Annotated in this window: 26 protein-coding genes; 21 read left to right on the top strand and 5 right to left on the bottom strand. The window is 57.5% G+C overall.

Annotation, left to right across the window (positions count from 1 at the left end; translation table 11 throughout):
- Positions 1-324 precede the first annotated feature (324 nt).
- From C8R14_RS00350 to C8R14_RS00315, 8 genes are all read left to right on the top strand, one after another.
- The gene (locus tag C8R14_RS00350; RefSeq protein WP_242500235.1) at positions 325-996 is read left to right on the top strand and encodes a DsbA family protein; all 672 of its coding nucleotides are present in this window, start codon (positions 325-327) and stop codon (positions 994-996) included.
- Positions 997-1,193: 197 nt separating this feature from the next.
- A complete protein-coding gene (locus C8R14_RS00345) occupies positions 1,194-1,697 on the top strand; it encodes a JAB domain-containing protein (protein WP_011633212.1) in 504 nt (167 codons plus the stop codon).
- Between the two features lie 127 nt (positions 1,698-1,824).
- Positions 1,825-2,394: a hypothetical protein gene (locus tag C8R14_RS00340; RefSeq protein WP_011633211.1), complete on the top strand. Its 570-nt coding sequence runs from the start codon at positions 1,825-1,827 to the stop codon at positions 2,392-2,394.
- A 159-nt stretch (positions 2,395-2,553) separates the two neighbouring features.
- Entirely contained in the window at positions 2,554-2,985 is a 432-nt protein-coding gene (locus tag C8R14_RS00335; RefSeq protein ID WP_011633210.1) for a TIGR03757 family integrating conjugative element protein, read from the top strand.
- Positions 2,982-3,914 (top strand): TIGR03756 family integrating conjugative element protein, encoded by a 933-nt coding sequence (locus C8R14_RS00330; protein WP_011633209.1) that lies wholly within the window; start codon positions 2,982-2,984, stop codon positions 3,912-3,914. The genes C8R14_RS00335 and C8R14_RS00330 overlap by 4 nt, the downstream gene beginning before the upstream one ends.
- A gap of 33 nt (positions 3,915-3,947) precedes the next feature.
- Positions 3,948-5,330: an integrating conjugative element protein gene (locus tag C8R14_RS00325; protein WP_441338198.1), complete on the top strand. Its 1,383-nt coding sequence runs from the start codon at positions 3,948-3,950 to the stop codon at positions 5,328-5,330.
- On the top strand, positions 5,327-5,671 hold the full coding sequence (locus tag C8R14_RS00320) for a hypothetical protein (protein WP_011633207.1): 345 nt from the start codon (positions 5,327-5,329) through the stop codon (positions 5,669-5,671). The genes C8R14_RS00325 and C8R14_RS00320 overlap by 4 nt, the downstream gene beginning before the upstream one ends.
- A 15-nt stretch (positions 5,672-5,686) precedes the next feature.
- Positions 5,687-7,192 carry a conjugal transfer protein TraG N-terminal domain-containing protein gene (locus tag C8R14_RS00315; protein WP_011633206.1) on the top strand — a complete coding sequence of 502 codons (1,506 nt, stop codon included), beginning with the start codon at positions 5,687-5,689 and terminating at the stop codon, positions 7,190-7,192.
- Here C8R14_RS00315 and C8R14_RS00310 read toward each other — a convergent pair.
- The 3 genes from C8R14_RS00310 to C8R14_RS00300 are packed head-to-tail and all read right to left on the bottom strand — an operon-like array spanning position 7,189 to position 8,213.
- The gene (locus C8R14_RS00310; protein WP_041353624.1) at positions 7,189-7,557 is read right to left on the bottom strand and encodes a DUF3742 family protein; all 369 of its coding nucleotides are present in this window, start codon (positions 7,555-7,557) and stop codon (positions 7,189-7,191) included. The genes C8R14_RS00315 and C8R14_RS00310 overlap by 4 nt on opposite strands.
- Before the next feature lie 19 nt (positions 7,558-7,576).
- The gene (locus C8R14_RS00305) at positions 7,577-7,993 is read right to left on the bottom strand and encodes a PIN domain-containing protein (protein WP_011633204.1); all 417 of its coding nucleotides are present in this window, start codon (positions 7,991-7,993) and stop codon (positions 7,577-7,579) included.
- Entirely contained in the window at positions 7,980-8,213 is a 234-nt protein-coding gene (locus C8R14_RS00300; RefSeq protein ID WP_011633203.1) for an AbrB/MazE/SpoVT family DNA-binding domain-containing protein, read from the bottom strand. Before C8R14_RS00300 ends, C8R14_RS00305 begins: the two co-directional genes overlap by 14 nt.
- Positions 8,214-8,482: 269 nt before the next feature.
- On the opposite strand from C8R14_RS00300, the gene mobH reads away from it, so the two are divergent.
- Complete coding sequence (gene mobH, locus C8R14_RS00295) at positions 8,483-10,348, top strand: MobH family relaxase (RefSeq protein WP_011633202.1); 1,866 nt, start codon at positions 8,483-8,485, stop codon at positions 10,346-10,348.
- A 46-nt stretch (positions 10,349-10,394) separates the two neighbouring features.
- Here the strand turns inward: mobH and cueR are convergent, their stop codons facing one another.
- Both cueR and C8R14_RS00285 read right to left on the bottom strand, forming a co-directional pair.
- Entirely contained in the window at positions 10,395-10,802 is a 408-nt protein-coding gene (gene cueR, locus C8R14_RS00290; protein ID WP_049753072.1) for a Cu(I)-responsive transcriptional regulator, read from the bottom strand.
- A gap of 19 nt (positions 10,803-10,821) precedes the next feature.
- Complete coding sequence (locus tag C8R14_RS00285) at positions 10,822-13,335, bottom strand: heavy metal translocating P-type ATPase (protein WP_011633200.1); 2,514 nt, start codon at positions 13,333-13,335, stop codon at positions 10,822-10,824.
- Between the two features lie 402 nt (positions 13,336-13,737).
- Here C8R14_RS00285 and C8R14_RS00280 point away from each other — a divergent pair, with 402 nt between their 5' ends.
- The 12 genes from C8R14_RS00280 to ccmI all read left to right on the top strand — a co-directional run bounded on the left by C8R14_RS00280 (position 13,738) and on the right by ccmI (position 22,814).
- Positions 13,738-14,787 (top strand): YVTN family beta-propeller repeat protein, encoded by a 1,050-nt coding sequence (locus C8R14_RS00280; protein ID WP_011633199.1) that lies wholly within the window; start codon positions 13,738-13,740, stop codon positions 14,785-14,787.
- Between the two features lie 118 nt (positions 14,788-14,905).
- Positions 14,906-15,718, top strand: coding sequence for a class I SAM-dependent methyltransferase (locus C8R14_RS00275; protein ID WP_041353621.1), 813 nt, complete (start codon positions 14,906-14,908; stop codon positions 15,716-15,718).
- Positions 15,719-15,725: 7 nt separating this feature from the next.
- Positions 15,726-16,148, top strand: a complete 423-nt coding sequence (locus C8R14_RS00270; protein ID WP_041353393.1) for a hypothetical protein — start codon at positions 15,726-15,728, stop codon at positions 16,146-16,148.
- Between the two features lie 206 nt (positions 16,149-16,354).
- Positions 16,355-16,969, top strand: coding sequence for a cytochrome c biogenesis heme-transporting ATPase CcmA (ccmA, locus tag C8R14_RS00265; protein WP_011633196.1), 615 nt, complete (start codon positions 16,355-16,357; stop codon positions 16,967-16,969).
- A complete protein-coding gene (ccmB, locus tag C8R14_RS00260) occupies positions 16,966-17,649 on the top strand; it encodes a heme exporter protein CcmB (protein WP_011633195.1) in 684 nt (227 codons plus the stop codon). Before ccmA ends, ccmB begins: the two co-directional genes overlap by 4 nt.
- Positions 17,650-17,660: 11 nt before the next feature.
- Positions 17,661-18,398, top strand: coding sequence for a heme ABC transporter permease CcmC (gene ccmC / locus C8R14_RS00255; RefSeq protein WP_011633194.1), 738 nt, complete (start codon positions 17,661-17,663; stop codon positions 18,396-18,398).
- Positions 18,293-18,577, top strand: coding sequence for a heme exporter protein CcmD (gene ccmD, locus C8R14_RS14290; protein ID WP_309147351.1), 285 nt, complete (start codon positions 18,293-18,295; stop codon positions 18,575-18,577). The genes ccmC and ccmD overlap by 106 nt, the downstream gene beginning before the upstream one ends.
- Positions 18,574-19,020, top strand: a complete 447-nt coding sequence (gene ccmE / locus C8R14_RS00245) for a cytochrome c maturation protein CcmE (protein ID WP_011633193.1) — start codon at positions 18,574-18,576, stop codon at positions 19,018-19,020. The genes ccmD and ccmE overlap by 4 nt, the downstream gene beginning before the upstream one ends.
- A gap of 5 nt (positions 19,021-19,025) precedes the next feature.
- Positions 19,026-20,987 (top strand): heme lyase CcmF/NrfE family subunit, encoded by a 1,962-nt coding sequence (locus C8R14_RS00240; protein WP_011633192.1) that lies wholly within the window; start codon positions 19,026-19,028, stop codon positions 20,985-20,987.
- Complete coding sequence (locus C8R14_RS00235; RefSeq protein WP_011633191.1) at positions 20,984-21,508, top strand: DsbE family thiol:disulfide interchange protein; 525 nt, start codon at positions 20,984-20,986, stop codon at positions 21,506-21,508. Before C8R14_RS00240 ends, C8R14_RS00235 begins: the two co-directional genes overlap by 4 nt.
- Positions 21,505-21,954: a cytochrome c-type biogenesis protein gene (locus C8R14_RS00230; protein ID WP_011633190.1), complete on the top strand. Its 450-nt coding sequence runs from the start codon at positions 21,505-21,507 to the stop codon at positions 21,952-21,954. The genes C8R14_RS00235 and C8R14_RS00230 overlap by 4 nt, the downstream gene beginning before the upstream one ends.
- A gap of 2 nt (positions 21,955-21,956) precedes the next feature.
- Entirely contained in the window at positions 21,957-22,814 is an 858-nt protein-coding gene (gene ccmI / locus C8R14_RS00225; RefSeq protein WP_011633189.1) for a c-type cytochrome biogenesis protein CcmI, read from the top strand.
- The last annotated feature ends 100 nt before the right edge of the window (positions 22,815-22,914 follow it).

The following is a 22,914-nucleotide window of genomic DNA, read 5'->3' as shown; positions in this document are numbered from 1 at the left end:
TATTTAATATTCTCGTGCTCGGGAGTGATAAGAGCCCCCATGGAAATAGGCTATGGCCGCGCTTCCATGCAACCTCGGTCGAGAGTGGTAGGTGGGAGGTCAACTCTAACGCATCTGGCAGTATACGAGCTCGCTTATACGGGAACGGGGTAGGTGGCGGGCCGCATTGTTAGGCCACGTAGATAGACCAATATGTTTGACTAACGCATCTACACCCGATTTACATCTTGTCTGGGAGTTACGATGCAACCACCGACGCCTTCCTTTCGCGATACGTTGCGCAGCCTGATCTGGCCTGCCGTCATTATGGCGCTGACGTTTTTGGTGTTTTGGCGTCCTTCCGTTCCCAGTGCCTCGATCGAGCAGGGTACTCAACCATCCGCAGCCAATAGTGCGGCAATGTCTCAAGTATCGGGACCGCCTTGGCACCATGGTTCGCACACCGCCCGCTTTACGTTAATTCTGTATGCCGATCTGGAATGCCCTTACTGCAGGACTTACGTCCCGCCGTTGATGGCCTGGATCGAGCGGCATCCTGATATCCGCCTGCAGTGGCAACATCTGCCGCTATCCATGCACGAGCCTGCGGCTTCTGAACTGGCTGCGCTGGCTGAGTGCGCTGGCGAGGCCGGCGGCCCCGAGGCCTATTGGCGGACGATATCCTGGATTTATCAGTACACGCGGGGCGAAGGACTAGGGTTGCCAGATGGCATGTACCCGCCTGATCACGAAGCCCTATACGCTTGCCTGGCGAGCGAGCGCCCGTTAGCGATTGTACGGACGCAAGCCCAAGGTGCTGCCAGCAACGGTATAGCGGCCACCCCGACGCTGCACTTGCGCGACGAGCGTACCGGCCAATCTCTGTGGTTACAGGGGCCGATTCCAGGTGACGCGCTGCTGTCCGCGATGGATCTGCTTGTGACCGATGAACCGGCCTCCGAACTCGCAGAAACGACTGAATTGTCCGCCGTCCCAGACGGTAACAAGCCCAGGTAGCCCGCGATCTTAAAGGCTACGGCGTGGCGTATGCCGCGTTGATTGCGCACCCCCGTTCCGCACCGCATCCCCTGCGCGGATACCCACCTGACACGAAGGTGGTGGATGCTGATTGTTCACTCATTATTCTTTATCGTCCCCGGAGGGTTTGCCCTCTCGGGTACACGTCCTCCGATCTTATCTATTGGAGGTTTGTTATGTTCCCCACCCCTAACGTCGCCGATTCCGGCGCGCAATTAAGCATTGATCTTACCGACCAGCAGGATGATCGGATTATCCAGCAAGCCATTGCACTCTTGGAACATCGCGTGTTCAAGGCGGGTCCGACGCTTGATGGCCCAAAGGCGGTTCGCGATTATCTGCGTTTGAAGTTGATGGCCGAGCCCAACGAGGTCTTTGTCGCGGTATTTCTCAACAGTCAGCACCAGGTGCTGGCATGTGAATGTCTGTTCAAAGGCACGGTCAGCGAGGCGTCGGTCTACCCGCGCGTGGTGGTGCAGCGTGCGTTGGAACTTAATGCGTCCGCTCTAATTTTTTCCCACCAGCACCCATCGGGCGTAGCCGAGCCCAGTATGGCAGATCGCGCGATCACTAACCGACTGAAATTCATCTTGTCGATGATCGATATCCGGGTCGTGGATCATTTCATCATTGGTAAAGGTGAACCGTACTCCTTTGCCGAGTCCGGCTTGCTGTCGTAGTTCCCCCAGCCGCGCCTATGCCAGCGTGGCACTTTTCTCGTTTCAGTGTTCAACCCCCGTGCGGGCTTTCCCGGCCCGCACGGGTCGGCATAGAGCTCGCGCACCTTCTCAAATATGGGAGTACATCATGCAGCCCAAGACTCATCACATCGAAGGTGTTGCCTTCATCGCCACCCCTTATCGAGCTGGCACATACCTCCGCAAGGATGTGTTCTGGCGTCAGTTCACCATCACTTGCCAGGGCAATGTGGAATATCTCGAAGACGATCCCGTCTATGGCAGCTGGTGGACGCCTCACACGCTCATTCTGGGCAACTGCGGCTTGATCCAGGACGCCATGTCGTTGGCCAATACTCGAGTATCGCAACATGACTTTGATCTCACCGATGCTATCGACGCATTGAACTTTGCGCCCGAGTTGATCGTCATCCGTGACAGGGATGGACGCTTGGTGCTCGCCGGACAGGTTCGGGGAGACAACGTGAGATGGTGCATCCCGGTCGCTTCTGATGAAGAAACCGAGCAGATCGTCAAAGAGGTCGCCGAACTGCGCAGCGAAGCATCGTACGAAGCGGGGTGGGACAATTTCTCCACCGCGCAAGGCTTGCGCTTTCGCGCCCGTGTCCTGGAGGGTCGGCTGGTGGATCGCTTCTGGCGCTTCCATACGCGTAAGGTCGTGCTGGAGGCAACTTTATAATCCTAGTGGGAGCCTAGTGCTCCCGCTTACTCTGCGTAGTCGGCGGCTTAACGCCACGAGGAACGGTTCAAACCGGGCACCCCTCATTTCCGATTGTTTGTCGCCCTTTTGAACGCGATGCGTTGCACTACCAAGGTCATGAACTACGGGTGCAGCTCCATGCTTCGTTCTCTACCTCGTGCCCCGGCGATGTGCCTGCCGCTGGCAATAGCCTTGACTGCAGCGCTGTTCGCCTGCACTGCTACCGCAGCGGAAGTCTGGGTCATTACCGACCGTCAACACCCCGTCCAGGGTACGCCAGACCGGCTGATCGAGTTGGATGCGCCTACGCGCATTGAAGCCGAACTGTCGGCCGATCTTCCGAGTGATAGCCGCCAAGCGGCTGAACTGGTCCAGCACCGCTTGAAGGAAGGAGGGGCCCTGTTGCAGCAACGGCTGGCCGGGGCCTATCAAGGTGTGGCCGACGCTTGGAGTTTGGGTATCACGAGCATTCCGGCCATCGTGGTCGACCAGCGCTATGTGATCTACGGCGATACCAATCTCGATCAGGCGCTGACCCGAGTCGAGCAATACAGCAAGGAACGGTCATGAATTTGCCCCACCTGCGATTCGGTGTCGCCATGGCGCTCTTGCTTGCGGCGACATCCAGCTTCGCGCTCAACACCGCCACCATTGTGGCTTCCACTTTGTCTCCATCCTGTCTGGAATACCGTGTGGTCGGCATCTGCTACTGGCTGTCCTGCGGAGTGGGCGGTTGCCGGATACGCACCTCCATCAAGGTGCGCCACTACGTCCCGGACGCGGTGGTGTCGAGCTATTCAAACACTGGCGCGAACCCCTGGGTGGAAGTACGGCCCATGAGCCTGCCCAATCCCACAGCGCAGGCCGGTGGCGACGGCACGACCAACGACGATCACGAGAACAATCTCGCCAAATTCAAGAATAGCGACGTGATCGGTCATCCCGGTGGGGAAGTGTTCAACGAATTCGTCGCGGGTTCTGGGTATTTCTGCCAGGGAGCAGGCACAGCCTTTGTGCCGTACTTGCTCAGCACCTTGGACACGCTGGCCTGGCGCTACAACGTGCCGGAGGCCGTATACCCCGAGTCGCTCATTCCCGGCCAGCGTGAAGTGGGTTCGCGCAGCGACATGAATCTGTGGGGCAACGTTTACCCACGCGGCGGCTTCTTGCACCAGACCGATGACTACAAGGCGGGAGCCATAGTGGCCCAGCGTGCGGGCGACGTCGTGACCCGCCGGGGGCAACTGCATGTGTATCAGCCGTTGCTTGCCAGTTCTCGGGCGGGCTACTGGCCTGCGGGTGCATTAATCGAGGGCGATGCCTCGACCGGTAAGTGGCAGGAGCTCACTCCGCGTCTGTCCAACACATGCACGGTGTTCCCCCATAACGAGACGCTAACGCAGGCCAAGCAAGGCGACTACGCCTGGGTGTTGTGGCGTCCGTATAGCTGCTGCCAGCGCCGTGGGCAGACCTTCCTGGGCAGTGTGGATTTTAATTGAGCAATCGAGGGCACAACCATGATCCGTCCTGATATGACAAAACCCGTAAGCCTGATTCCGCGCTCGTGCCGCCCAGCGGTGCTGGCCTGTGCACTGGCTTTGGCCTGCGGTTTGGCCTCGGCGCAAAGCGGGGGATTCCAGAATAGCGGCAGCGTCATCGGTGACGAGGTCATGTATTCCATTGGTGGCGGGAACGCCGTCTCGATGAGCGGTGCGGCAGGGATGCGCTCAATCGGTGTGGGCGCCGGTTGGAACAGCAATCTGATCTGTGGCGACATGAGCATCAGCACCACGATCCAGAATCAGCTCAACGGCCTGACCAACGGTTTTCAGAACATCATGAGCAGCGTTATCCAGAATGCGACCAGCGCGGTGGCATCGCTTCCGGCGCTGATCATCCAGCGTGCCGATCCGGGACTGTACAACCTGCTGACCAATGGTGTGCTGCAGGCCCGGCTGGACTTTGACCGATCCAAGCTTCAGTGTCGCGCCATGGCCGAAAAAATGGCCGACATGGCGGGGGGGCAGATGGGCTGGAACCAGCTTGCCGAAGGCATGGCGCTGCGCGATGCGGTTGCCAGCAGCGATGCGGTCTCGGCGATCGAACAGGCCGAAACCAGCCGGGGTAACGACGGCGTGCCGTGGGTGGGAGGGGGCAACGCCGGGGGCACGGGCCAATCCCCGATCAAGGTGGTGGGGGATGTGACACGCGCCGGGTACAACTTGGTCAATGGCCGTAGCGTGTCTGACACGTCCACTATCGCCCAGGCCAGTTGCGGCAGTCTTTCCTGCCAGACCTGGTCGTCACCGGACGCGGCAGTTCAGTGGGCGACCCGTGTGCTGGGTGAACAAGAGCAGCGCACGTGCGAATCCTGCACCAAGACCCAGACCATCCCGGGCGTGGGTCTGACGCCGCTGATCCAGGAGGAGTACGACGCCAAGCTCCAAGCACTGCAAGAGCTGATTACGGGCGCTCGCAACACCACGTTTGAGAACCTGCATGAAGCAGGCAGTGCCTCGCTGCCGATCACCCGAGGGGTGATCGAGGCCCTGCGCGACGAGCCCGACCAGGACATTCTGGCCCGCCGTCTGGCGTCCGAAGTCGCGCTGGCTTCCGTGCTGGAAAAAGCGCTGCTGCTGCAACGCACCTTGTTGACCGGCAGGAAGGAACCCAACGTCGCGGCCAACCAAATAGCGGTGGATGCGGTGAACCAGGAAAGCGACACGCTGGATCGGGAAATTCAGAATCTCAAGACTGAACTGGAGCTGCGTCGTGAGCTCGCCAACAATTCGCCCATGGCAATCATCCAGCGCCACAGCACACGGGCGGCTGGGTCGCGTGGTATCTACCAGGGCGACCCAGTGCCCGACCGCCTGCAACAATTGCAGCGGCCCACACCGGATGGCACACCATGAACGCCGTGTGGTTATGTAGGTTATTTAACCGGCGTACCGCCAGGACGCTGCTGTGGACGGCGCTGTTGCTGGCCGGGGCGGTGGCGGCCAACATTGTGGGCATCTACTTCATCGGAAGCATTTCTGGCTGGGAGCAGTGGCTGGCAGAGGTATCTGGTTTTTTCCTGCTTTGGCGCTTGTGCCTCTACGGGGCGACCGCCTACGGCTGGGTGTGGATGCGCCGACGGCTAGTTGCCAGGCAATCCGATGCCCACACCCGACGCCGCTTGCTTCGCACGGAAATCGCAGCCGTACTGGCCCTGGTCGCACTGGAGTGCAGTCTGCTGGTGCAGAGCACATAGCGGGAGAGCTCAAACATGACGCTATTCACGACCGATTACCTGGAGTATTACCTGACGCTGGTGGGCTGGATTGTGCACAATGGCATCTGGTCGGTGTTGGTGGCCAGCGGCGTGTTTGCCATTCCCTTCATTGCCATCATCCTGCCGGAATGGCTCAAAGCCCGAGGCGAGGGCGCCGACGAGGGTAATAAGGGTCTGCTGTCGGCGGCTCGTATTGAAACCCGAGTGTGGGTGGCGGTTGTCGTGGTGCTGTTTGCCGGCATTCCGTTCATCGATGTGGATCTGAGCCGGGTGCGCTTTGACGATGCCCGCTCCCGTCAATGCGGAGTGAGCGTACCGCAGCCCTCCGATACGGGCTGGAGCCAGTCCTTCACCACCATCAACGACCAAAGCGCGAAAGTTCCCGTCTGGTGGGCATTTATGCACGCGCTCTCACGTGGCCTCACCAGCGCCTCGGTCGCAGCGATTCCATGCGGTACTGAACTACGGCAAATGCGCATGGAGATCGACGCCACACGCATCGATGACCCGGTGCTGGCTCAAGAGGTATCGGACTTCTCACACGACTGCTATGGCCCGGCCCGCGCCAAGCTGTTTATGAGCCGCCCAGAACTGGATGAAGCGCAGATGCATGATGTCACCTGGATTGGTTCACGGTATTTTGTGGCCTCGGCGGGTTACTACGACACCTACCGTTCACGCACCCCGCGCGACGCCTGGCCGTATGATAGTGGTCGCGATGCGGGGCTGGCCCAGGTACCCAGTGGCGGCGGTTACCCCACCTGCCGGCAGTGGTGGAGCGATGGGAGTGACGGTCTGCGGATGCGCCTGCTGTCCCAGGTCGATTCCAGCTTGCTCAATCGCGTAGCCAGTTGGGCCGGTTTTCTGAGCCGCAATGAGGTGGACGACTCGGTGATCCGTGCGATCGCCGCGCCGCGCCAGCAAAAACTTAACCAGGGGGCTGTCTATACCGACTACGGTGGGCAGATCGATAAGACAGCGCCAAACATCGTGACCCGTGCCGCCAGTGACCTCGGCATCACGATTGGCTCGATCGGTTTTTTCCCGGCCATGGATGTGGTGCGCCAGGCGCTGCCCATGGTGTTGTCGTTTCTGAAGATGGCGCTCGTGATCTGCATCCCGCTGGTGCTCATTATCAGTACCTACGAGCTCAAGGCCGTGGTAACTGTCAGCGTGGTGCAGTTCGCTCTGTTCTTTGTGGATTTCTGGTTTCAGCTTGCACGTTGGATCGACAGCACGATTCTGGATGCGCTCTATGGGCGGGGCTGGGGATGGAATCGACCCGTCACCAACTTTGATCCGCTGATGGGGTTGAACAACAGCTTTGGCGATATGCTGCTGAACTTCGTGATGGCGACGATGTTTCTGATATTACCTGCCTTTTGGATTGCAGCGCTCGCGTGGGCCGGAGTGCGGGCTGGTAATATTGCCCAGATGATGGCTACCTCAACCGATGGGGCCAAGGCCGCGGGAAGCAAAGCCGCCAATAAAGTAGTCTAGTTTTCATCATCCGGCTGACCGGGGTCCACACGCGTATCGCCGCGGTAAAGACCGTAACCGGATAAGCCCACTCGCCATTCCGCGAGCTCATCGTCATCAGAAGAAGTATTGTTAATGGCCCAGGAAGCGATCACTGCAAACATCAGCAACATAGCCAACCAAAACGCGGTATAGAGCAACCCCGCCGCCACGGCTAGTTTGACGATCCACAGTAGAGCGGCGGCAACGGTTGCAGGCAGGCCTTTTGCCACCAACCAGCTAATAGCCTGGTGTTCGCGGCGTTGCAGCCAGCGTGCAGAACGGCTCACAGCACGGCCTAGCCGGCGTGCGAACTGTCCTGTTGGTTTGCGTACTGTCTGCATCATCGTCTCCTTCATGGCTAGACTATACGGTGGAAAATGGATTCCTGAGACTCAAGCTATCTTCCAGTATCTGCCCGTGGTTCATGTCCTCACTATAGAGCGTCTGGCAACCCGCTGCCACAGCTGCTGCGACGATGCAGGAGTCGTAGAAGGACAGCTTATGTCGCTCAGCGATCAATCGGGCCTGATCATGGATGGTTTCCGTGAGTGGGACGACCTTGCAAAAGCTCCGTATCAGTTCCAGGAACTGCGCGATCTCGTCCCAGCTCATTTTGAGCTTGCGTACGCAGACATTCGTCACTTCGTTGAGCACTTGCACGCTGATGACTGGCCCGGCTTTCAGCAGGCTTTCGGCCTTGTCCGCTTTGGTCGAGTCCTCCGACAGCAGGTACAACACCACATTGCTGTCCATAAAATGCTTGAACTTAGTCACGCGCATTGGCCTCGTCCCGGCTGAAGCGGAAATCCGCCGGCAGTTTGCCCCGGAAGGTGCGCAGGCGCTTCAACAAGGCATCGGCGCCTGGCTTTTTGCGAACCGCGAACGCGCGCGGGCCGTCCACGACGATCTCAATATCGTCACCTTCTTGCAACTCCAGCGCTTCTACCAGGCTGGCCGGAAGGCGCACGGCCAAGCTGTTGCCCCATTTGGCGACTTGCATGCTAATAACTCCTGAATTTGATATACATTTTTATTGTATATCTATAAGAGCAAATTGCAAGATATGTGCTGACAGGCAACAGGTTTGGTTGCCAATCCGAGTCTGCCTGTCTCGCATTGATGGTGGCACAGGAAGGGGGGATTGCCCTATACCTAAAGGGTTCAAAGGCTAAAGGGCCAGAAAGAGGCAAGGGAATGGAGCCAAGGGGAAAGGCCCTACCTAAAAAGGCCAAAAGGCGCTCTTGCCAGCCTATCACCAGAGGTTTTGCGATGCTCTCGCTGTTTCAGCGCAAACGGTTACTGCCAACTACCGATATGGCGCCGATGCCTTCGACCGCACCACCGAAAGGGCCGATGCGGCCAGAATCGGCCGCTTCGTTGTTGGCGACCCCGCGACGCCAACGTCTGCTGGAACACATTTGGCAACGCACGTCACTCTCGCGTAAGCAGTTCGCATCGCTGTACCGCGCACCGTTGGAACGCTATGCCGAGCTGGTGCAGCTCTTTCCCGCCTCGGAAAGCCATCACCACGCCTATCCAGGCGGTATGCTTGATCATGGGCTGGAGATCGTCGCCTATGCCCTGAAGCTGAGGCAGTCTCATCTGCTGCCTGCGGGCACAACCCCCGAAGACCAGGCCGCTCAGGCAGAAGCCTGGACAGCCGCCACGGCCTATGCCGCGCTGTTGCATGACATCGGCAAGATTGCGGTGGATCTGCATGTGGAGCATGAAGACGGCAGCCCCTGGCATCCCTGGCACGGCCCGCTGACTCGACCATACCGCTTTCGCTACCGGGAAGATCGTGAGTATCGGTTGCATAGCGCGGCCACCGGACTGCTCTACACGCGGGTGCTCGATGGCGACATCCTGGACTGGCTCAACGGTTTTCCGTCGCTCTGGTCTGCGTTGCTCTATGTGCTGGCCGGACAGTATGAACACGCCGGGGTGCTGGGCGAACTGGTCATTCAGGCGGATCGCGCCTCGGTGGCCCAGGCATTGGGTGGCGATCCCGCGCGTGCCATGGCCGCGCCCAAGCATGCACTGCAGCGCAAACTGCTGGAAGGCCTTCGCTACCTGCTAAAGGAAGAGCTGAAGCTGAACCAGCCCCAGGCCTCCGATGGCTGGTTAACCCAGGATGCACTTTGGCTGGTCAGTAAAACCGTCTCGGATAAACTGCGTGCGCACCTGCTCTCGCAGGGGATCGACGGTATCCCGGCGAACAACACCGCCGTCTTTAATGTGCTGCAGGACCACGGCATGCTGCAGCCGACCCCCGAAGGCAAGGCCATCTGGAAAGCGACGGTCACCAGCGAAAGCGGCTGGTCGAACACGTTTACTTTCTTGCGCTTGTCGCCCGCGCTCATATGGGAGTCTGGTGAACGGCCCGACCCTTTCTCGGGCACCGTAATGATTGATATAACGCTCACCAGCGAGGCGGCAGACCGTAGTGTGGAGGAATCGCTGCCCGTGGCGAGCCCACTGTCATCGTATCGGGAAGCCTCACCCTCAGCCAGCAACACCACAGCCTCATCGACCTCGACAGTGTTTCCGGTGCCGCTCCAGGATACGCCCAGTACGTCTGATGTGATGGATGATCTGCTGAGGATGATTGCCACGGAACCACCTTCCGAAGCGGCCGACGATGAGGGCGCTTTGTCCATTACGATGCCTGAGCAACCAGCGCCAGAGTCGCCTATCCCGCCCACGGAGCTGACGCTCGCGCCCGCCGTCAGCTCGTCGGCTCCGATGGCACAACCGTCTGGTGAGCACTTCATGATGTGGCTTAAGCACGGGGTCACCTCACATAAGCTCATCATCAATGATGCGAAGGCGTTGGTGCATACGGTGAGCGATACCGCTTACCTGGTCAGCCCAGGCGTGTTCCAACGCTATGCCCAGGAACACCCCCAGGTCGCTGTGCTGGCCAAGCAGGAGAAGCAGCAGGATTGGCAATGGGTGCAAAAGCGCTTTGAGAAGCTACAGCAGCACCGGAAACAACCCAATGGGCTGAACATCTGGACGTGCGAGGTCACCGGACCGCGTAAGTCGCGGCGGCTGCATGGCTACCTGCTACAAATTCCCAAGCACTTGTTTGACGAGTTACCGACGAATAATCCCTATCTCAATCTCGAATGATTTAATTTGGGCCGCAACGAACTAGCCAGCAATCGCAGCGGGCTAGCTACAATTGCTGTCTATCGGCTGTGTTCTCGAGGTCATCCAAAATCGGACAATCGGGACGGTCATCGCCGGAGCAACACTCGATCAGGGTCTGAAGCGTACTGGCAATTTGTTCCAGGCTGTCGATCTTCTCGCGCAGCTCTGTTATGTGAGCCGTAGCGATACGTTTTACCTCGGCGCTCTGGCGCGATTTGTCACGCCAGAGGCCTAAAAGTTCATTGATCTGTGCCACCGGGAAGCCAAGATCACGCCCTCGGCGGATAAACCGCAGCATGTGCACATCAGACGCAGAGTAATTGCGATAACCCGACTCCCTGCGATTGGCCGGGGGGATCAGTCCAGTTTGTTCATAATATCGGATCATCTTCGCTGAGACACCTGAGGCTTTCGCTACTTCCCCAATATTCATTTCAATATCTCCTTTCCAACTACGCCGTCGTCGGCAGTTGAGAGGATTTGGTAGCTTCTATCGGTGGGCGAAACCCGCGCAGGCGCAGCGCATTGCCCAGGACGAAGACACTGGAAAGCGCCATTGCCCCAGCCGCGAAGATCGGCGACAAGAGGATGCTCCAGGCCGGATACAGCACGCCCGCCGCCACCGGAATCAGGGCGGTGTTGTAGGCGAAGGCCCAGAACAGGTTCTGACGGATGTTGCCGATCGTCGCCCGCGACAACGCGATGGCGGTGGGCACACCCATCAGGTTGCCCGACATCAACACCACGTCGGCCGCCTCGATGGCGATATCCGTGCCGGTGCCCACTGCAAGACCCACATCCGCTTCGGCCAGCGCAGGCGCATCGTTGATACCGTCGCCGACGAATGCAAGCTGTCCATGTGCAGCTTTCAGCTTGCGCACCGCCTCGACCTTGCCTTCCGGCAGGACCTCGGCGATCACTTCGTCGATGCCAAGCTGGCGCGCGATGGCTTGTGCTGTGCGACGGTTGTCGCCGGTGATCATCGCGACCTTCAGGCCAAGGTTGTGCAACGCGGCGATGGCATCCGGCGTCGTTTCTTTAATCGGATCGGCCACCGCGACGATCGCAGCCAACCGGCCATCGATGGCCGCATAGAGCGGCGTCTTGCCTTCATTACCCAGGCGCTCGGCGGTTGCCGAAAAAACATCAACCTTGAGCCCCAGTTTGCGCATGTAGCGGTCCGCTCCGACTTCAATCAGTTCCCCGTTCACGTGTGCTTTCACGCCGAAGCCGGTGATCGATTCGAAGTCCGTGATGTCGGGAATCGCGATCCCCTCGTTGTCAGCCGCCTCGACGATGGCGCGCGCGATGGGGTGCTCGGACTTCGCCTCGACAGCGGCGATCCGACTGAGTACGTTCTGGCGCTGGAAGCCATTGGCGACTTCGAGATCGGTCAACGTCGGGCGGCCCTCGGTCAGCGTGCCGGTCTTGTCCACGGCGACGACTTTTGCATCCTTCAGCAATTGCAGCGCTTCGCCTTTACGGAAAAGAACGCCCAGCTCCGCACCGCGCCCTGTGCCCACCATGATTGAGGTCGGTGTCGCCAGGCCCATGGCGCAAGGGCAGGCAATGATCAACACGGCCACGGCATTGACCAGGGCAAAGGTCAGCGCCGGCTGTGGCCCGAAGACGAGCCAGACGAGGAAGGTCAGCACGGCAACACCCATAACGGCGGGCACGAACCACATGGTGACCTTGTCCACCAGCGCCTGGATGGGCAGTTTCGACCCTTGTGCCTGTTCGACCATGCGTATGATCTGCGAGAGTACCGTTGCACCACCCACCGCCGTTGCGCGGAAGGACAGTGCGCCTTTCTGATTGACGGTGCCCCCGACCAGCTTGCTGTCTACTGTCTTTGCAACCGGGATGGGTTCGCCGGTGATCATGGATTCATCGACATAGCTCTGGCCTTGCGTGACCTCGCCATCGACGGGAATGCGTTCTCCGGGGCGCACCTCGATGATGTCACCGGCTGCGACGTCGGCGATCGGAATTTCGATCACGGCACCGTTGCGCTGGACGCGTGCAGTTTTCGCCTGCAGCCCGACCAGCCGCTTGATGGCCTCGGAGGTGCGGCCCTTGGCGCGCGCCTCCAGAAAACGGCCAAGCAGGATCAGCGTGACAATGACAGCCGCCGCTTCGTAGTAGACGTTGACGGTGCCCACTGGTAGTAACGATGGCGCGAAGGTGGCGACCAGGGAATAAGCATAGGCCGCGAGGGTACCGACCGCGACCAGCGAATTCATGTCAGGTGCCAGACGAAACAGCGCCGGAATACCTTGCCGGTAGAAGCGGATGCCCGGTACAGCCAGCACCAGCGTCGTCAGTGCGAACTGGATGTACCAGTTCCATTGCGCGCCGATGGTGCGCAGGATCAGGTCGTGTACGCCGGGAATAAGGTGTGAGCCCATTTCCATCACGAAGACCGGCAGTGTGAGAACGGCGGCAAGGGTCAGGTCGCGCTTGAGAGCCGCGCGCTCAGCGTCTTTACGCTCGTTTGCGGCGTCCTCGTCGGTGGATGCCCCAACATCTATGGGTTGCGCCACATAACCGGCCGCCACGATCGCCGTGATCAGAGCGTTGGAATCCACGCTGCCGCGCACGTGGGCGCGTTCAGTCGCCAGGTTTACTGTGGCTTCGGACACACCGGGAACGGCTTTGAGCGCGCGCTCGACCCGGCCCACGCACGATGCGCAGGTCATGCCCTCGACCGCAAGGTCGATGGTGGTGGCGGGTACGCTGTAACCTGTGGCTTCGATGGTGTTGACGAGCACTTGGCGGTCAAGCGGGCCGTTCGCCTTGATGTCGGCCCGCTCAGTCGCCAGGTTGACGGTGACCGAATCAACGCCGTCGACTTTGCTGAGGGCTTTTTCCACGCGGCCTACGCACGATGCACAGGTCATGCCTTCGATCGGCAGACTGATCGCGGTTGTCAAGGCGCTTTCCTGTATGGTCAGGGTATTCAAATCCCATCTCCTTGTCGTTTAGTTCAAATAGATTAAGAGAAGGATATAGGTTCCCATCGTTGGAAGGTCAAGCGTAAAAACTATGCCCTGCGGTAATTGTGCAAAGTACGCCTGCGCCCCATAGTGTCACGCTCACCAATCGCCATTGTGAGCGCAAGTCTGGGGGCGGGCGTAGTGGATCTAATGCTGGTGCATTACGAAAGAGTAATGGTGCAGTCATCGGTTTGTCAGTGGTCGATCAATATAGTTGTCATCAAGCGGCACTGCTGCCACCTTTGAAGCCAAACCACTTTGCTCATATTGGAGATTCAACAATGTTTAAAATGCGTCCCGTACTTGTTGCCATTGCCTTTGCTCTATCTGCAAGCGCAGTGAATCGACCAAGGTTTACTAGACACATTTTTGCCTCATTGGACTGCCCCGCAATTTAAGACACTTTGCCAGCCTCACGCTGCAAGCTTGCCAAATGGCGTCGTGTATAGCGCCAATGAGGGAGACGGCTCTATTAGCGAAATCACCCTAAGTACAGGTGATGTGCGTACAGCTCAAATAGTTGTCCTACCTCACAATGTTCAAATTTCCCCCGATGGTAAGACACTGCTTGCTGTCGGTACATCAGCGGCGAAGACGGGTGGTCACGGGGCGCATGGCGGGGAAGGCAAGGCCGCGAATGATGGCAACGCCGATTCTCACTCTGGCAGTGGCGCCAGTTTGCTGATTCTAAATGCCAGCAACGTTGAGCAGGTACTGCAAACGCTGCCTTCAGGGAGCCATCCGGCTCACGTCGTCACCAGTCCAGATGGCAGTCGCGCTTATATCACCAACTCTGATTCCGATCGGGTTTCAGTGGTCGATATCAATCAAAAGAAAATCATTGCCGAAATTCCGACTGGTAGTTTTCCGCATGGCCTGCGTTTAAGCCCTGATGGGCAAGAAATCTACGTTGCGAATGTTACCGACAATACGGTTTCGATCATCGATACCCAAAGCCTTAAAGAGGCTGAGCGCGTTTCTGTCGGCAAAGCACCGGTACAAGTGGCCTTTACGCCCGATGGCAAACATGTCTATGTGTCGCTACGAGATGAAGACAGTGTGGCGATCATAGACACTTCCACCAGAAAAGTCGTGAAGAACGTAAGCGTTGGACGTAACCCCATTCAGCTCTATGCAGCAGCTGGCGGCAGCAAAATGTACGTAGCTAACCAGGGAAGCGATAGCAATCCAGATGACACGGTATCGGTGATCGACACGAAAAGCCAAAGCGTTATAAATACAGTGGTCACTGGCAAAGGCGCACATGGCGTGGTCGCGAGCACTGATGGCGGTTTCATATTCATTACAAACACCAAAGACAACACCGTAAGTGCAATCGACACAAGCACTCAAGATGTGGTTGCTACTTATCCAGTTGGCCCCAATCCCAATGGGATCACATACCGCAGCATTCGGTGAGACCAGCACTTTCGATGTAGCCCCGGTATGCTGGGGCTACTCAATGGCAAGCCCGATTTGGCAAACTAAATTCGGGCTTTTTGCGAGATTGGAATGTGTGTGTGATCAGGAGAACTCAGTGAGCCAACAATCAAACCTTAGTCTGGCAGAAGTATATGAACGCTACCTTAGCCGTGCTATCGCAGATCCTTGGACGCGCGTACTGCTTGAATTTGCATCACCCAAACCCGGTGAGCGAGTTCTGGATCTTGCCTGCGGTACGGGAAGTGTCGCACGGCAGGTCGCTCCCATGGTTGGGGTAAGCGGTCAGGTCCTTGCTCTGGATATCAATTCAGAAATGCTGGATGTGGGTCGTGCACAACCGCCGCCGGCTGGTGCTTCGATACTTTGGCAAGAGGGTGATGCAACTCGCCTCGAACTTCCCGATGACGCGTTTGATCTTGTGCTGTGCCAACAAGGATTCCAGTTCTTTCCCGACCGAGTGGGTTCAGGTCGTGAAATGCGTCGCGTGCTACGCGATGGCGGTAGCGCAGTTATCAGTGTCTGGCAGTCCCTGAACAGCCATCCTGTGTATGAGGCGTTGTTTACGGAAACCGCACGCCTTCTTGATGTGCCCACCACTGACGTCGATGTTGCCTTTTCATTATCTAACTCCGAGGAGCTATACACATTGCTCAGCGAGGCGGGCTTTCAATATATCGAAATTACTCCACGGGCGCTGTCTATTCGCATGTCTGAGCCAGAAAGGTTTGTTCAGTTTTCGATACTGGGCGCAGCCACGTCAGTGCCAGCGTTTGCATCTATGGATGCCGTAGAGCGCCTCGTTCTTGTGGAGGCAGTAAGGGATGAGACGCACGCTATCGTGCAACACTTTCGGGATGGGGATTTTCTCGCGTTTTCTATGGAGACAAACATCGCGATTGTAAAATAAGCGACCCATGGTTTCTACTTTTCATACCCTCGTTTGTAAGACACGCTTTTCACTTGGTACAATCGTTCTTGCAATGAAGAAATTTCTCCTTATTTTTATGCTGGTCATGCTGCCGCTCCAGGCCTCCTGGGGCGTTGTGAGTGTGTATTGCCAGCCAGAAAGGGAGACTTGCATCGAGCCCTGTTATACCGAAGCTCAAGAGCAGCGTGTCTATTTAAGCGATGGGGCCGAGCAGACTGGTTCAACCTCGGGTTTTTTGGACCAATACGAGCATTCTTGCCAAGCCCCAGCGGCGTCGATTATTTCATCTTCAAATCAAACCATTCCTTCCTTATCGGCTGGCTTGGCCCTTCAGTTTCAAGAGGCGCCTTTGAGCTTGCCGACCTTGTCTGAGCGGCCCGAGCGGCCCCAGTGGCTTTTCGTTGCCTAAGCTGGCACGCCGCTGATTCGACTTTTCTCCTGCCCCACACCTACGTCCTCAGCGTCGTCGCGTTCAATTGACTTTGCGCGCGCGCCCAGCTACTTGCGACGGTAGCGCTTAGCCCCGCATGTAACGGACGGTCCGTTGTATGTTGGCGCTTCGCCAAAATACCGATGTCACCTAGTGATTAACGTTTTTGCGAGCAAAGGTCGACGGTGCTTCAAGCCATCAATCTGGACTGCGTGCGCGGCGAGCGGCGCCTATTTCATAATTTAAGCTTTCAGCTCAAGGCAGGCGAGTGCCTGTTGGTGCACGGCGAGAACGGTAGCGGCAAAACCAGTCTTTTGCGCATGCTGGTGGGGCTAACGCCTACGGCTACCGGCGCAGTTCATTGGCAGGGTAGTCCGATAAAAAAGCTGGGCGATGAGTACCGTCGCGAGCTACTTTATTGTGGCCATCCTTTGGGTCTTAAAGATGCGCTAAGTGCCACGGAAAACTTAATTTCCAGCATGGAGTTGAATGACGAATCGGTTACCCAGGACGTTGTGCACGAAGCCTTACGCCAGGCTGGATTGCAGGGCAGGGAGCATCTATCAGTGCGAGCCTTGTCGCAGGGGCAAAAGCGCCGTGTAAATTTGGCCAGGCTACTGCTGCAAAAGCGTGCTTTGTGGGTGTTGGATGAACCCCTGACGGCATTGGATACCCAAGCCAGCCTATGGGTAGTGGGGCTGATTGACCAGCATCTGAGCAATGGCGGGATCGCAGTTTTGACGACGCATCAGGATTTGACCTTGACAGGCACGACGCACGTTATACGGGTAGGCATATGAGCGACACCATTGGCTTATCCGTACTTCGCGGGGTAATACATCGAGATTTAAGGCTCGCCATGCGACGCAAGTCCGATGTGCTAACACCGCTTTTTTTCTTTGCCATCGTGGTCAGCCTGTTTCCGTTGGGCATTGGTTCTGAGCGCGACACGTTGCGACAGATCGCTCCAGGCATTTTGTGGGTGGCGGCACTGCTGGCGTCTATGTTGTCGCTTGACCGGCTGTTTGAACAGGATTACGCCGACGGCACCTTGGAGCAAATGGCCCTTTCTCCCGCTCCGCTGGGGATGCTGGTGCTGGGCAAGGTGGTCGCGTATTGGCTATTGACGGGTTTGCCCTTGACCTTGCTGGCTCCGCTGCTGGCCTTGCAATTCGACTTGGCAACCCCTTCCTTACTGGTGCTGGCTGCGTCGCTGGCCATTGGTACCCCTGTACTTAGCTTTATTGGCGCGATCGGAGCGAGTTTGACCCTGGGCCTGCGAGGCGGCAGCGTCCTTGTCGCCTTGCTTGTACTTCCGCTTTATGTGCCGGTCTTGATCTTTGGCGCGGGTTCCGTAGACGCTGCCGCTGTCGGTCTGGGAGCTACGGCGCATCTGTCGTTGCTCGGCGCCGTGCTGGTTTTAACGGCTTTTTTTGCACCGTGGGCCACAACCGTGGCATTACGGATTGCGTTGGAATAATGAGTAAATGAATGATTAATTGGTTTAAGTATTCATCGCCCAAAATGTTTTACCCCCTGGCCGGCAAGCTGATTCCATGGTTTGCCGTCGCCGCCGCGATGCTGACGATCATAGGGATGTACGTGGGTTTCTTCATGGCGCCCACCGACGCCCAGCAAGGTGAGGGCTATCGCATCATCTTCCTGCACGTGCCGGTCTCCTGGATGTCGATGTTCATTTATTTGGTCATGGCGTTCTGGGCTGCGATAGGGCTGGCATTTAACAATCGTTTAGCCGCCATGATGGCCTCGGCCTTGGCCCCCACCGGCGCCATGTTCACGTTTCTTTCACTCTGGACGGGCGCCTTGTGGGGCAAGCCCATGTGGGGGACCTGGTGGGTCTGGGATGCGCGCCTGACCTCCGAGCTGATTCTTCTCTTTTTGTACATCGGTTTTATGGCGCTTCAGTCAGCGGTTGATGAGCCACGGCGCGCGGATAAGGCCGGTGCTGTCCTTGCTCTCGTCGGCGTGGTCAATATTCCAATTATTTATTTTTCAGTGCAATGGTGGAACACCTTGCATCAAGGCGCATCTGTTTCGCTGACACAAGCCCCCTCAATGGCGGCACTCATGCTAATTGGCATGCTGCTTATGGCCTTGGCGTCATGGATGTATACGGTGGCGATCGTGCTGATGCGCGTGCGCTGCATCATTCTGGAGCGCGAACAGCATGCCGGGTGGTTAGACGAATTGAAGGAGGTAAAGCAATGAATTGGACGAGTCCCGCTGAATTTTTTGCCATGGGCGGCTATGGACAGTACGTATGGGGTTCATTCGGTGTCGCCCTGGTCGTTCTGTGCGCCGAGTGGCTCCTGCTGCGCCAGCGCCGCCAAGCGGCTTTATCGCAAGTAAAGCGCCAGTTAATCCTAAGGGAAGAGGAATCTCGATGAAAAATCGCCATAAGCGCCTCGCGCTCATTGCTGGCGGCTTGGCCGCGTTCGGCATTGCCACAGCGTTAGTGCTCAATGCTTTTCAGAGCAACCTTGTGTTTTTCTTCACACCTACGCAGGTGAGTGCGGGTGAAGCCCCCCAGGAGCGGACGTTTCGTGTCGGAGGTATGGTGCAAACCGGCAGTGTGCAGCGCCAAAGTGATGGGCTCACGGTGAAGTTCGTTGTCACCGATACCGCCAAAATGATACCGGTCAGTTATACGGGAATATTGCCCGACCTGTTTAGTGAAGGCAAAGGGGTGGTGGCTCAAGGCAAGCTCGGGGCCGATGGATTGTTCCGGGCGGAAGAGGTGCTTGCCAAACACGATGAGAACTATATGCCCCCTGAAGTGCAGCATGCGCTGGATGAGGCCGCCAAGAACACGATTACTGCGAGGCCATAACGCTCATGATTGCTGAACTCGGTCATTTTTCACTGATTCTGACGCTATTCGTGGCGCTTGCGCAGGGCTGTTTAGCCCTCGCCGGCGCGGCGCGTGACAATGCTGTCTGGATCGCCTTTGCTCGACCCGCCGCGCGCGCGCAGTTTCTTTTAATTATTTTCAGCTTTGCGACGCTGGGTTGGTCCTTCATCGTTAAGGATTTTTCGGTGGCTTACGTCGCCCAGAATTCCAACTCGCAACTGCCCTTGCTGTACCGTATCGCCGCCGTCTGGGGTGGTCACGAGGGATCGCTCTTGCTGTGGCTACTGATGCAAACAGGCTGGGCATATGCAGTAAGTGTGTTCTCAAAGCAGCTGCCCGATGTCATGGTGGCACGCGTCTTGGGGGTGTTGGGCCTGGTCACCGCTGGATTCCTGCTCTTTGTGCTGCTTACCTCTAACCCGTTCGAGCGCCTGGTACCTGCACCCATAGAGGGTATGGACCTGAATCCGCTACTGCAAGACATCGGACTGATATTTCATCCGCCACTGCTGTACATGGGCTATGTCGGATTTTCGGTAGCATTCGCGTTTGCCATTGCCGCACTGCTGGCGGGGCAGCTCGATTCGACATGGGCACGTTGGTCTCGGCCCTGGGCGACGGCAGCGTGGCTGTTCCTGACCTTGGGTATCGCCTTGGGAAGTTGGTGGGCCTATTACGAACTGGGTTGGGGCGGCTGGTGGTTCTGGGATCCGGTAGAGAACTCTTCGTTTATTCCTTGGCTGGTGGGTACCGCGTTGATCCACTCCCTGGCGGTGACTGAAAAGCGTGCCAGCTTCAAGAACTGGACGGTGCTGCTTGCTATCAGTACGTTCTCGCTTTCATTACTAGGGGCTTTTCTTGTACGGTCTGGCGTGCTGACGTCAGTACACGCCTTCGCCACCGATCCGCGCCGAGGCGTATTCATTTTGATGCTATTCGCCGTGGTGGTGGGCTCGTCCTTGTTTTTATTTGCACTGCGCGCACCCAAGGTGGGCATGGGCGGGCGGTTTGAACTGATATCGCGTGAATCTCTCTTGCTGGTGAACAACGTATTGTTGGCCGTAGCAGCAGGGGCCGTCATTCTCGGAACCTTGTATCCGCTTTTCATTGATGCGCTCGGGTTAGGCAAACTTTCCGTGGGGCCGCCATACTTTAATGCCGTTTTCATACCGCTGATGGTGCCGGCGCTGCTTCTCATGGCGGTAGGTCCGGTGGCTAACTGGAAGTCGGCCAAGATAAGCGCTCTGATGAAACACCTTCATGTTCCGGCTGTAGTGGCGCTTGTGGTCGGTGTTGGCGCACCGTTCTTGCTGGGGCGTTGGTCGGCGCTGGTGGCGTTAGGTCTGGCACTGGCCACGTGGATTGCCACTGCGGTGGTTAAGGGCATCGTTGACCGTATGCGGGCTACGCGCACTGGGCTGCGAGCCCAACCGCGTAGCTGGCTAGGCATGCATCTGGCCCATTTAGGTATTGCCGTGTTCGTGGCTGGCGTGACGCTCGTCATGGGCTATGAAACTGAACAGGACGTTCGTATGACGCCCGGCAGCACGGTAAGCACAGGGGGCTATGACTTGAAGTTTCTAGGCGTCAATAAAGCACAGGGACCTAATTATGTTGCAGACATCGGTGACATCGAGCTGTCACGCGATGGTCGGGTCTTACGTTTGCTTCATCCCGAAAAACGTAGCTACATCTCCTCGGAAATGCCCATGACAGAAGCAGCCATTGACGCCAACGGCTTGCGTCATGTGTACGTCGCCTTGGGTGAGCCGCTCGCCGACAGCGCCTGGAGCGTGCGTGTTTACTACAAACCATTCGTTGATTGGATCTGGATTGGTTGCATTTTGATGGCGCTGGGTGGGTTGTTAGCTATTAGTGATCGTCGTTATCGACTTAAGCGCCGCGAACGTAAGGCTGCTTTGGTCGCAGCAGGAGCCACAGCATGAGCCGCTTTGTATGGCCGTTGGTCGGCTTTATCGTACTCGTTGGCTTCCTGGCTTTCGGTTTGACCCTCAAGCCCAGCGAAGTCCCTTCGCCTTTTATTAACAAGCCGGCACCAAGCTTCACCTTGCCCCAGTTGGCATCCCCAGAAGACACGTTTTCACCAGAAGCCATGAAAGGCAAAGTGTGGCTGCTGAATGTGTGGGCCTCCTGGTGTTATGCCTGCCTTGAAGAGCATCCCGTGATTACGGCGTTGGCTAAAACACATGGGGTACCCATTGTCGGCCTTAACTACAAAGATATACGCGGGGAAGCTATTTCGTGGTTGGAACGCCATGGCAATGGATATGTGTTGTCCGTATCCGATACGCAAGGGCGCGTGGGCATCGACTATGGCGTTTATGGCGTGCCCGAGACCTTTGTTATCGATAAGGACGGCTTCATTCGTTACAAGCATATCGGTGCAGTAACCGATAGTGCGGTACGCGACACGATACTACCGCTGATACGGGAGCTTGAGCAATGAAACGTTGGTGGCTGACATTATTGTGCGCGGTCATCGCCTTGCCATCGTGGGCGGATAACGGCGCGGCGGAAAAGCGCATGTTGGATATTGCTGGCGAGCTGCGCTGCCTGGTGTGCCAGAACGAGTCTATTGCGGCGTCACGCGCCGACCTGGCCGTGGATTTGCGTCAGCAGATACGCGAACAGATTCAAGTGGGCAAAAGCGATGCCGAGATTAGAGCCTATATGGTTGATCGCTATGGTGATTTCGTACTCTATCGCACGCCATTAAAAGCCACCACGCTATTGCTATGGTTTGGCCCCATGTTGCTGCTGGCCTTTGGGCTCCTCGTTCTGGCGACCACATTGCGTCGCCGGAAAAGCAGTGTGGCTGACGCATTGTTAAGCGACGATGAGCGCAAGAGGGCGCAGGCGCTGCTGGCGCAAACCACGGACAACGGAACATAACCATGAATTTGATTTTTATCCTAATTGCTGCATTACTTGCTTCTGGTGTCACCTTGTGGCTCGGGCTTGCTCTGTGGCGTGGCCCCAAGCTGAATAGCAGTATCGAGCATCACGCCGTCAATGCGACGGTGCTGCGCGACCAATTGGCTGAGCTGGAGCAGGACCGTGCTAACGGTATATTGTCTTCGCATGATCACGCTGTGGCCCAACAAGAGCTCCAACGACGTGTGCTCGATGAAGCAACGCCGGCCCAGAGTACTGGGCTACGGCGCCAGAGCAGCAAGCAAGCTGCGATGGCGCTGGCCATCGTCCTGCCAGTAGCGGCAACGCTTACCTATCTGTCGATAGGGAATCCTGCAGCGATCACGCCACCGCCGGCGCGAAGTGCTCCTGCCATGACACAAGCCGATGTGCAGGCCATGGTGGATTCGCTCGCGGCGAGGCTGGCGCGCAATCCTGATGACGCGCCTGGCTGGCTGATGCTGGCGCGCTCTTATCGCTATTTTGAAAAGTATGAAGATGCTGCCGCAGCTTTTTCTAAAGCGGCTAGCGTCATCCAGACGGATCCTTTGGCGCTGTCGGAATATGCCGAAACACTCGCCAGAAGCAGCCCCGCAGGATTTAAAGGGGAGCCGACGCAATTGCTGGAGCGCGCGCTATCGCTTAATCCTCGGGAACCATTCGCTCTGACCTTGGCGGGCGCCGCAGCACGTGAGCGCCAAGACTATCCGGTAGCTATCGATTACTGGCAACAGTTACTCGGACTGCTTCCAGCTGATTCGGACGCCGCGCAGGCCGTCGCAGACACGATAGAGCGGGCTCGCCGAGAACAAGCCGAAACGGCGACCGCCAAGAACTGATGGGTGCTGAACATTAACAATGAAGAACTCTTTTAAGATAATTGCATGGGCGGCGATGGCGTTAATTTGTGTGATCGCCATCGCGACAGCTTTATTTTTT

Origin of the sequence: Nitrosomonas eutropha (assembly GCF_003201195.1) — a bacterium.
Lineage (GTDB): Bacteria > Pseudomonadota > Gammaproteobacteria > Burkholderiales > Nitrosomonadaceae > Nitrosomonas > Nitrosomonas eutropha.
This window is presented reverse-complemented; position numbering and strand designations above follow the sequence as displayed.